The organism is Mesorhizobium sp. M7A.F.Ca.US.006.01.1.1 (assembly GCF_003997935.1).
Lineage (GTDB): Bacteria > Pseudomonadota > Alphaproteobacteria > Rhizobiales > Rhizobiaceae > Mesorhizobium.
This window is the reverse complement of record NZ_RZQL01000255.1, coordinates 1-9530: the sequence shown is the minus strand read 5'-3', so window position 1 is coordinate 9530 and position 9530 is coordinate 1. Positions and strand designations below refer to the sequence as shown.

The following is a 9530-nucleotide window of genomic DNA, read 5'->3' as shown; positions in this document are numbered from 1 at the left end:
GTTCATGAGACCGCGCTCCTCTAAGCGTGCGGCAATCGGAATCCTTCTCCCGACCCGGCAAGGTTTGCCGGGGCAGACACCACATATATCTGGTGATTAGGTCCGCCGCACGAAATCTAGTTATTTCTCGACTACAACTACTCTATGCGCTGACTCGGTGACAAGAGTCCCAAGTGCAACACGAATCGGTTTTTTCGGTTTTCCCCAACTTGCCCGGTCGCTTATGAGCCGGCGTCCCGTCGGGGGGCTTGCCGCGCGCCACTACGCGACGTTTTCGTTGACTTCATGGCCGAAAAACAGGATAAGCCGCACAGGCCGCCGCTTTGGCGGCTTTTTGATTTTCCGGTACCGGAGACGCATATAATGAGCGGTTCGGCGCTTTACGAGACCTTTGCTCGCGCACCCCTGGCCTTCGACCACGGGGAAGGCACATGGCTGATTACCGACAAGGGCGAGCGATATCTCGATTTTGCCGGCGGCATCGCTGTCAATTCGCTGGGCCACAGTCATCCGCATCTGGTCGCCGCACTCACCGAGCAGGCCGCCAAGCTGTGGCATGTCTCCAACCTCTACGAGATCCCCGGGCAGAACCGGCTTGGCGAGCGGCTGGCCGACGCCACCTTCGCCGACAAGGTGTTCTTCACCAATTCCGGCGCCGAGGCGCTGGAATGCGCGATCAAGACGGCGCGCCGCTACCAGTTCGTCAACGGACACCCCGAGCGCTTCCGTGTTATCACCTTCGAAGGCGCCTTCCATGGCCGCACGCTGGCAACCATCGCGGCCGGCGGCCAGTACAAATATCTCGAGGGCTTCGGCCCCAAGGTCGAAGGTTTCGATCAGGTCGGTTTCGATGACATCGACGCCGCCGAAAAGGCAATCACGCCGGAGACGGCCGCCATCCTGATCGAGCCGGTGCAGGGTGAGGGCGGTATCCGTCCGGTGCCGACGCAGTCGCTGAAGCGGCTCAGGCAATTGTGCGAGCAGCACGGCCTGCTGTTGATCTTCGACGAGGTCCAGTGCGGCATCGGCCGCACCGGCAAGCTGTTCGCGCATGAATGGTCAGGTGTTACGCCCGACATCATGGCGATCGCCAAGGGCATTGGCGGCGGCTTCCCGATGGGCGCCTGCCTCGCCACGGATGAAGCGGCCGTCGGCATGACCGCTGGTGTGCATGGCACCACGTTCGGCGGCAACCCGCTTGCCATGGCTGTTGGCAACGCCGTGCTCGATGTCGTGCTGGAAGACGGCTTCCTCGAAGATGTCCAGCGCAAGGCGCTGCTGATGAAGCAGGGGCTGGCGTCGGTCGCCGACGAGTTTCCCGAAATCATCGAGGACATCAGGGGTGCCGGGCTGATGCTCGGCCTCAAATGCGCCATGCCCAACACCAAGGTGAACATGGCCTTGCGCGACCAGCACCTGCTGGCGGTTCCAGCCGGCGACAACGTCATTCGCCTGTTGCCGCCGCTCACCGTCACCGACGCCGAGATCCATGACGCGCTCAACCGCATCCGCGCCGGCGCCAAGGGCCTGGCGGAGGCGATCGCTTCCGCCGCGGCGAAGTAATCCCGGAACCATTGCTGATGTCAGTTCGCCATTTCACCGATCTTTCCACCGTTTCCGAAGGCGATTTGCGCTTCATGCTGGACGATGCGGTGGTGCGAAAGGCGCGCCTCAAGGCCGGCGAGCGCACCAAACCGCTCGAAGGCAAGGTGCTGGCGATGATCTTCGACAAGCCGTCGACGCGCACACGCGTCTCCTTCGACGTCGGCATGCGGCAGCTCGGCGGCGAGACCATCATGCTGACCGGCACCGAAATGCAGCTCGGCCGTTCCGAGACCATTGCCGACACCGCCAAGGTGCTGTCGCGCTATGTCGATGCGATCATGATCCGCACCACCTCGCATGAGCGGCTGCTCGAATTGACCGAGAACGCCACCGTGCCGGTGATCAACGGACTGACCGACGAGACCCATCCCTGCCAGCTGATGGCCGATATCATGACCTTCGAGGAACATCGCGGTCCGGTCGCCGGCAAGACCATCGCCTGGACCGGCGACGGCAACAATGTGCTGCATTCCTTGCTGGAGGCGTCGGCCCGATTCCGCTTCAACCTCAACGTCGCCGTGCCCGAGGGCAGCGAGCCGGCGCAGAAGCATATCGACTGGTCGCAGGCGCATGGCGGCAAGCTGCACTTCACCCGCTCGCCCGAGGAAGCCGTCGATCAGGCCGACTGCATCGTCACCGATTGCTGGGTGTCGATGGGCCAGGAGCATCGTGCCCGCGGCCACAACGTGTTCTCGCCCTACCAGGTCAATGCCAAGCTGATGGCCAGGGCCAAGTCCGACGCGCTGTTCATGCACTGCCTGCCGGCGCATCGCGGCGAGGAAGTGACAGACGAGGTCATCGACGGACCGCATTCGGTGGTCTTCGACGAGGCTGAGAACCGGCTCCATGCCCAGAAGGCCGTGCTGGCCTGGTGCCTCGGCGCTTGATCTCCGGAGGTGTGATGCCTATCTGCGGGCCATCACGCAAAAACAGCGCGTTTCGACGCATGCGCCCCGGAGGGCGGCATGGCCGCGCCCCGGAGCTTTGTCATGTTGGAAACCTATCAAGTGACTGAACATCACCCCAAACTCGGCGAATTCGGCTATGCCGGCGACGATCACGTCGTGCCGTTCGAGGTCGGCCCTCTCGATGTGCGCGGCCGCACGGTCCAACTCGGGCCGATGCTGGACGCCATCCTCAGCCGCCATGATTATCCCGAACCGGTCGCCCGCTTGCTGGCGGAAGCCTGTGTGCTGACCGTGCTGCTCGGCACTTCGCTGAAGTTCGAGGGCAAATTCATCCTGCAAACCCGCACCGACGGGCCTGTCGACATGCTGGTCGCGGATTTTTCCACGCCATCGGCATTGCGCGCCTATGCGCGTTTCGATGCCGACCGGCTGGAAGCGCTGGTCGAGGCAGGCGAAACGTCACAGCAGACGCTGCTCGGCAGCGGCGTGCTGGCGCTGACCATCGACCAGGGTGCTCATACGCAGCGCTATCAGGGTATCGTCCAGCTCGATGGCGAGACCCTGGAAGACGCGGCACGCACTTATTTTCGCCAGTCGGAACAGATCCCGACAGATCTCAGGCTGTCGGTGGCCAAGCTTTTGACGCCCGGTCCCGGCGGCGCCCGCGAGCAGTGGCGCGCCGGCGGCATCCTGGCGCAATTCCTGCCGCAGTCGCCCGAGCGTATGCGCGTGCCGGACCTGCCGGGTGGCGATGGCGATCCGCGCGAGGAGATCCACGATCCGGTCGACAATTCCTGGCAGGAGTTGCTGGCGCTGCTCGGTACGATCGAGCCGACCGAACTGATCGACCCGACGATCGGCGCCGAGCGGCTGCTCTACAGGCTGTTCCACGAGCATGGCGTGCGCGTCTTCGGCGGCGTTCCGGTCGCCGACCAGTGCTCGTGCTCCAGGGACAAGATCCGCGGCATCCTCGAGGGTTTTTCCGCGCAGGAGATCAAGGACAGCACGGAAGACGGCGGCATCCACGTCGCCTGCGAATTCTGCTCGAAGCAATATGACTTCGACCCGGCGGAATTTGCGGCCCAGTAGAGTAGAAACCACGCCTCACCGCCGCTCCGCGGCCGGTGAGGCGAAATCAATTCACCGTCCGCCGCGTCCCCGGCAGGTCCAGTGAGAACGCCGGAATGGCGATGTCGAACGTCTCGCCCCGCTTGTTGCGCATCGTGTAGTGCCCGACCATGATGCCGGACGGTGTCGAGAGCGGGCAACCGGACGTGTACTGGTAGCTGTCGCCGGGATTGAGTTCGGGCTGGTCACCGACCACGCCGGGGCCACGCACTTCCTCGACCCGGCCGGTGCCGTCGGTGATGTGCCAATAACGCGACAGAAGCTGCACGAAATCGTCCGACTGATTGTCGATCGTTATCTGATAGCCCCAGACATAGCGGTTCTCCGAGGGATCCGAGCGGTCCTCCAGATAGAACGGCCTGACCTGCACTTCGATGTTGCGCGTGACGGCGCTATACATAAGCGGCTCCAAAACAATCCGGTAACTTTCGGCGCTCCACGCGGGCTGGTCAACGGTGCGCGTCCTGTCATTACCGGCTGAACGGCAGGTGGCGGCAAAGAATGTCATTTAAGTGACACATGACAATGATGGTGTTGCGCCGACCAGTGCCGCGCGACTCGGGCGCTCTGTCGAACTGTTGAATCGGTCGTCATGCCAGCCAGATTGTTCTGGCGGACCGGTTTTCCTGGAGTGACCGGATCTCGATGGAACTCACTCTCATAGCCGCCACGCTTTCAACTGTCCTCATCCTCTCAAATCTCGCCAGCATCGTGCTCGCCGCTTCGCGTCTGAAACGGCGCCGCACCATTGCGCCGCCGGCCGGCAAGCCGCGGCCGGTGTCGATCGTTGTGCCGTTGCGCGGCGTCGAGCCGTTCACGCAGGAGACGCTGGAGTGCGCCTTTTCGCTCGACTGGCCGCGCTACGAGCTGATTTTCTGCGTCGCCCATGCCGACGATCCGGTGGTCAAATTGATAAACAGGACGATCGTCCGGTTTCCGGAAGTGCCGGCCCGGCTGCTTGTCGGCGACGACCGCATCAGCGCCAATCCGAAACTCAACAATTGCGTCAAGGGCTGGGAAGCGGCGCGGCACGACTGGGTCGTCCTGGCCGATTCCAACGTGCTGATGCCGAGGGACTACATCCAGCACCTGATGGCTGCCTGGCGGCCCGGAACCGGCCTTGTCTGCTCAACGCCGATCGGGTCGCGGCCGGCCGGCTTCTGGGCCGAGGTCGAATGCGCTTTCCTCAACACGCTGCAGGCGCGCTGGCAATATGCCGGCGATGCGCTCGGCCTTGGCTTTGCCCAGGGCAAGAGCATGCTCTGGAACAAGCCGATGCTCGACGCCAATGGCGGCATCCGCGCGCTGGCCGCCGAGATCGCGGAGGATGCCGCCGCGACCAAGCTGGTGAACAGTCTCGGCCTGCGCGTCAATCTCGTCGCCGCCCCCTTCGAGCAGCCGCTTGGCCGGCGCTCGTTTGACGAGATCTGGTCGCGTCAGGCCCGTTGGGCGCGCCTGCGCCGCGTCACTTTCCCGCTGTTCTTCGCGCCCGAAATCCTGACGGGCGCCGTGGTGCCGCTGGTGCTTGCGCTGATTGCAGCGGCCGGTGCCGGTTTCAGCCTCTGGGCAACCGCCATTGCCGTGCTGGCAGCCTTCTACCTTCCCGAGTGCGCGCTGGCGTGGTCCAAGGGCTGGTACCTGTCGTCACGCATGGTCGCCGCGATCATGGCGCGCGACCTGATCCTGCCGGCGATGTGGGGGCGCGGCTGGCTCGGCGGCGCCGTCGACTGGCGCGGCAATGCGATGACCATCGGTACCAAGACGGCCGAGCTGGAAGAGACGCCGTCCGGCGCCTGAAGGCCGCCTACCTGGCCTTCAGCGCCTGCGCGATGTCCTCGAGCAGATCGTCGGTGTCTTCCAGCCCAACCGACAGCCTGAGCGTGCCCGGCCCGATGCCGAGCTCGGCGCGCGCCTCGTCGCTCAAATTCTTGTGCGTCGTCGTCGCCGGGTGGGTGATCAGGCTCTTAGCGTCACCCAGATTGTTGGAGATCAGGACGATGTCGAGCGCGTTCTGCAAGGCGAAGGCCGCCTGCTTGCCGCCCTTGACGTCGAGGCAGATCAGCGTCGAGCCGCCCGACATCTGCTTCTTGACGATAGCGGCCTGCGGATGGTCGGCGCGGCCGGGATAGATGACGCGGGCGATTTCCGGCCGCTCGGCCAGGAAATCCGCGATCTTGCCTGCGCTTTCCGTCTGTTGGCGCACGCGCAGCGGCAGCGTCTCCAGGCCCTTCAGCAACGTCCAGGCGTTGAAGGGCGAAAGGCTTGGGCCGGTATGGCGGAAATAGTCGTGTAGGTTCTCGTCGATCCACTTCTTGTCCGACAGGATCACGCCGCCGAGACAGCGCCCCTGGCCGTCTATGTGCTTGGTCGCCGAATAGACGACGATATGGGCGCCGAGCTGCAAGGGCTTCTGCTGCAGGGGCGTGGCGAAGACATTGTCGACGATCAGCCTTGCGCCGATCGAATTGGCAAGCGAAGCCACAGCGGCGATATCGACCACTTCCAATGTCGGATTGGTTGGGCTTTCCAGGAAGAACAGCTTGGTGTTCGGCTTGACCGCCTTTTCCCAGTTGGCGATGTCGGTGCCGTCGACCAGCGTCGCTTCGATGCCGTATCTCGGCGCCAGTGTCTCGACCACCCAGCGGCAGGAGCCGAACAGCGCACGCGCCGCCACGATATGGTCGCCGGCCTTGGCGCTGCACAGAAGCGCCGCCGTCACCGCCGCCATGCCCGACGCGGTGGCGCGCGCGTCTTCGGCGCCTTCCAGGGCGCACATGCGCTTTTCGAACATGTCGACGGTCGGATTGGCGTAGCGCGAATAGATGAAGCCTGGCTCCTCGCCCTTGAAACGGGCTTCGGCGGCTTGCGCCGTTTCGTAGACATAGCCTTGGGTGAGGTAAATCGCTTCCGACGTTTCGCCGAAACCGGAACGCTGCGTTCCGCTGTGCACGAGTGCCGTCTGGGGCTTCCAGTTGTGCTTCTTGGTGCTCATCGCTTTTCTTCCAGACACAAAAAAACCGGCCGCGAAAGTCGCAACCGGTCCATACGGCCTTGCGGCCCGACGGTCCTTTAGCGACTTGTTTAACGTGGCTGCAAGCCGACCGGCCAAATCACCACGGGATAACGACCCTTTAGACCCGCACCGCGCTTGCGTCAATTGCCGGCTTCATTAAGAGGTTTGTACCAAGCAGGAGTGGAGCCTTGCGGCAGACAGGCATTCTTCCCGATCAGGACATATCGGCGCTGTTCCAATCCGGCGCGCTGAAGTCGGCGCGTGCCCTCGACGCCGACCAGATCCAGCCGGCCAGCCTCGATCTCAGGCTCGGCGACAAGGCCTGGCGGGTGCGCGCCTCCTTCCTGCCCGGCCCCAATCACAAGGTTTCGGAAAAGCTCGACCGGCTGCAGCTGCACGAGATCAATCTTGCCGATGGCGCGGTGCTGGAGACCGGCTGCGTCTATATCGTGCCCTTGCTTGAAAGCCTGGCGCTGCCGGCGGACATTTCGGCCTCGGCCAATCCGAAGAGCTCGACCGGGCGGCTCGACATCTTCACCCGCGTCATGACAGATCGCGGCCACGAGTTCGACAAGATCGCCGCCGGCTATCATGGCCCGCTCTTTCTGGAAGTCAGTCCGCGCACCTTCCCGATCGTGGTTCGCACCGGCTCACGCCTGTCGCAGATCCGTTTCCGCACCGGCAATGCGTTGCTCTCTGAAGCCGAGTTGCACGATCTGCATCGCACGCAGATGCTGGTCGCCACCGAGCCGCCGAACATTTCCGGCGGCGGCATCGCGCTGTCGATCGATCTCAACGGCGATCAGAACGGCCTGGTCGGCTATCGCGGCAAGCATCACACCGGCCTCGTCGATGTCGACAAGCGCGCGGCCCAGGAGGTCGTCGACTTCTGGGAGCCGATCCACAAGAGCGGCGCCGGCGAACTGGTGCTCGATCCCGATGAATTCTACATCCTCGTCAGCCAGGAAGCGGTGCACGTGCCGCCGCTCTACGCCGCCGAGATGACGCCCTTCGATCCGCTGGTCGGCGAATTCCGCGTCCACTATGCCGGCTTCTTCGATCCGGGCTTCGGCCACTCGGCGTCCGGGGGTACCGGCAGCCGGGCGGTGCTGGAAGTGCGCAGCCACGAAGTGCCGTTCATCCTCGACCACGGCCAGATCGTCGGCCGGCTGGTCTACGAGCATATGCTGAAGCGGCCGCAGGCGCTCTACGGCACCGATCTCGGTTCCAACTATCAGGCGCAGGGCCTGAAGCTGTCCAAGCATTTCCGCGCCGCGCGCTGAGCGTCTATCACCGTCAGGCAAAATACTTGCCTGTACCGGCTCGCCATGCTTGGCTGCCTTGCCGCCCGTCAAGCTGGCGGCGTTCAAGGGGAACCAAGAAAATGCGATTTTCAAAATGGGTCATATCGGCGGCAGGCGCTGCCATGCTGGCAACACTGGCCGGCTCTCTGTCGGTGCAGGCGGCGGAGAAAATCAAGATCGGCACCGAGGGCGCCTATCCGCCGTTCAACACCATTACCGCCGACGGCAAGGTTGAGGGCTTCGATATCGACATCGCCAATGCGCTGTGCGCGCAGATGAAGGTCGAGTGCGAAATCGTCACCCAGGATTGGGACGGCATCATTCCCGCTTTGCAGGCCAAGAAGTTCGACGCCATCATCGCCTCGATGAGCATCACCGAGGAGCGCAAGAAGCAGGTCGCCTTCACCAACAAATATTATACGACACCGCTCGCTCTGGTGGCGCCGAAGGACAGCGATCTCACCTCGACCGAACCGGCGGCCCTTGCCGGCAAGACGGTGGGCGCCCAGGCTTCGACCACGCAGGCCGATTATGCCCAGAATGAATATGGCAAGGCGGGCGCTGAGGCAAAGCTCTACCCGACCCAGGAAGAGGCGATCACAGACCTGACCAACGGCCGTCTTGACGCCGTGATCTCGGACAAGTTCGTGCTGATGGACTGGCTGAAGAAGGCAAGCGACGGCTGCTGCAAGCTGGTCGGCGACGTCAAGGGCACCGAGACGCAGGCCGGCATTGCCGTGCGCTTGGAAGACACGGCCCTGCGCGACAAGCTCAACGCGGCCATCGACGCGATCGTCGCCGACGGCACCTACAAGAAGATCCAGGCCAAGTATTTCGACTTCGATATTTATTGAGGTTGACGCTGCCAATCTCCCCCCTCGTGGGGAAGATGCCCGGCAGGGCAGAGGGGGGCGCGAAGGATCGCGACCTCTCTGCACCAGCAGACTGGTTCGAAAGAAAAACCAAGTAGGATGGAGCCGTTGGCGGGACAGCGCCCCCCTCTGGCCTGCCGGCCATCTCCCCCACGAGGGGGGGAGATCACGCTGTCATCGACGCCTCAAAGCGCCTTCACCGCCACCTTCACCGGCTGCTCGATCTCCAGCGGGTTGCGCAGCGGCAGGCCGAAATCCCCGGCCTCGATCTCGAACACATCGCCGGCCTCGGTCCTGATGCCGTCGGCGAAGGACAGCGTCGCCGTGCCGAACATATGCACATGCACGTCTCCCGGCTGGCGGAAGGCCGCGTATTTGAAATGATGATGTTCGAGATTGGCGATGGTGTGCGACATGTTCGCTTCGCCGGACAGAAACGGCTTTTCCCACAGCACCTCGCTGTCGCGCACGATGCGCGAGGTGCCGCGGATGTCGGACGGCAGGTCGCCGATCAGGATCTCCGGCCCGAACGAGGCGTTGCGCAGCTTGGAATGGGCGAGGAACAGATAGTTCACACGCTCGGTGACGTGGTCGGAAAACTCGTTCGACAGCGTGAAGCCGACGCGGAAAGGCGCGCCGTCATCGCCGATGACATAGATGCCGGCCACCTCGGGCTCTTCGCCGGCGTCCTTGGCGAAGG

Annotated in this window: 8 protein-coding genes, 1 pseudogene and 1 riboswitch; of the genes and pseudogenes, 6 read left to right on the top strand and 3 right to left on the bottom strand. The window is 63.6% G+C overall.

The features are described 5' to 3' along the window. Window positions 1-363 precede the first annotated feature (363 nt). The 3 genes from EN943_RS30780 (at window position 364) to EN943_RS30770 (ending at window position 3602) form a co-directional block, all read left to right on the top strand. Window positions 364-1563 (top strand): aspartate aminotransferase family protein, encoded by a 1200-nt coding sequence (locus EN943_RS30780; protein ID WP_127415840.1) that lies wholly within the window; start codon window positions 364-366, stop codon window positions 1561-1563. A gap of 17 nt (window positions 1564-1580) precedes the next feature. Further along, on the top strand, window positions 1581-2492 hold the full coding sequence (gene argF / locus EN943_RS30775; RefSeq protein WP_127415839.1) for an ornithine carbamoyltransferase: 912 nt from the start codon (window positions 1581-1583) through the stop codon (window positions 2490-2492). Window positions 2493-2570: 78 nt separating this feature from the next. Next, the gene (locus EN943_RS30770; protein WP_127415838.1) at window positions 2571-3602 is read left to right on the top strand and encodes an Hsp33 family molecular chaperone; all 1032 of its coding nucleotides are present in this window, start codon (window positions 2571-2573) and stop codon (window positions 3600-3602) included. 46 nt (window positions 3603-3648) lie between these two features. Here the strand turns inward: EN943_RS30770 and apaG are convergent, their stop codons facing one another. Next, window positions 3649-4041 carry a Co2+/Mg2+ efflux protein ApaG gene (gene apaG, locus EN943_RS30765; RefSeq protein ID WP_013533640.1) on the bottom strand — a complete coding sequence of 131 codons (393 nt, stop codon included), beginning with the start codon at window positions 4039-4041 and terminating at the stop codon, window positions 3649-3651. Window positions 4042-4286: 245 nt separating this feature from the next. Here apaG and EN943_RS30760 point away from each other — a divergent pair, with 245 nt between their 5' ends. Then, complete coding sequence (locus tag EN943_RS30760; RefSeq protein ID WP_127415837.1) at window positions 4287-5438, top strand: ceramide glucosyltransferase; 1152 nt, start codon at window positions 4287-4289, stop codon at window positions 5436-5438. A gap of 7 nt (window positions 5439-5445) precedes the next feature. Here the strand turns inward: EN943_RS30760 and EN943_RS30755 are convergent, their stop codons facing one another. Continuing rightward, window positions 5446-6633, bottom strand: a complete 1188-nt coding sequence (locus EN943_RS30755) for an O-succinylhomoserine sulfhydrylase (RefSeq protein WP_127415836.1) — start codon at window positions 6631-6633, stop codon at window positions 5446-5448. A gap of 57 nt (window positions 6634-6690) precedes the next feature. Further along, window positions 6691-6768, bottom strand: a riboswitch (SAM riboswitch). Window positions 6769-6842: 74 nt separating this feature from the next. Between EN943_RS30755 and EN943_RS30750 the strand changes: the two genes are divergently transcribed. Both EN943_RS30750 and EN943_RS30745 read left to right on the top strand, forming a co-directional pair. Continuing rightward, window positions 6843-7937, top strand: a complete 1095-nt coding sequence (locus EN943_RS30750; protein WP_127415835.1) for a 2'-deoxycytidine 5'-triphosphate deaminase — start codon at window positions 6843-6845, stop codon at window positions 7935-7937. 101 nt (window positions 7938-8038) lie between these two features. After that, complete coding sequence (locus tag EN943_RS30745; RefSeq protein ID WP_127415834.1) at window positions 8039-8812, top strand: ABC transporter substrate-binding protein; 774 nt, start codon at window positions 8039-8041, stop codon at window positions 8810-8812. A gap of 203 nt (window positions 8813-9015) precedes the next feature. Here the strand turns inward: EN943_RS30745 and EN943_RS30735 are convergent. Further along, window positions 9016-9530: pseudogene (locus EN943_RS30735) on the bottom strand (GguC protein); the annotation flags it as partial.

Excerpts from the sequence above, each read along its gene's own strand:
- EN943_RS30780 (WP_127415840.1), top strand. The coding sequence starts at position 364 with ATGAGCGGTTCGGCGCTTTACGAGACCTTTGCTCGCGCACCCCTGGCC.
- argF (WP_127415839.1), top strand. The coding sequence starts at position 1,581 with ATGTCAGTTCGCCATTTCACCGATCTTTCCACCGTTTCCGAAGGCGAT.
- EN943_RS30770 (WP_127415838.1), top strand. The coding sequence starts at position 2,571 with ATGGCCGCGCCCCGGAGCTTTGTCATGTTGGAAACCTATCAAGTGACT.
- apaG (WP_013533640.1), bottom strand. The coding sequence starts at position 4,041 with ATGTATAGCGCCGTCACGCGCAACATCGAAGTGCAGGTCAGGCCGTTC.
- EN943_RS30760 (WP_127415837.1), top strand. The coding sequence starts at position 4,287 with ATGGAACTCACTCTCATAGCCGCCACGCTTTCAACTGTCCTCATCCTC.
- EN943_RS30755 (WP_127415836.1), bottom strand. The coding sequence starts at position 6,633 with ATGAGCACCAAGAAGCACAACTGGAAGCCCCAGACGGCACTCGTGCAC.
- EN943_RS30745 (WP_127415834.1), top strand. The coding sequence starts at position 8,039 with ATGCGATTTTCAAAATGGGTCATATCGGCGGCAGGCGCTGCCATGCTG.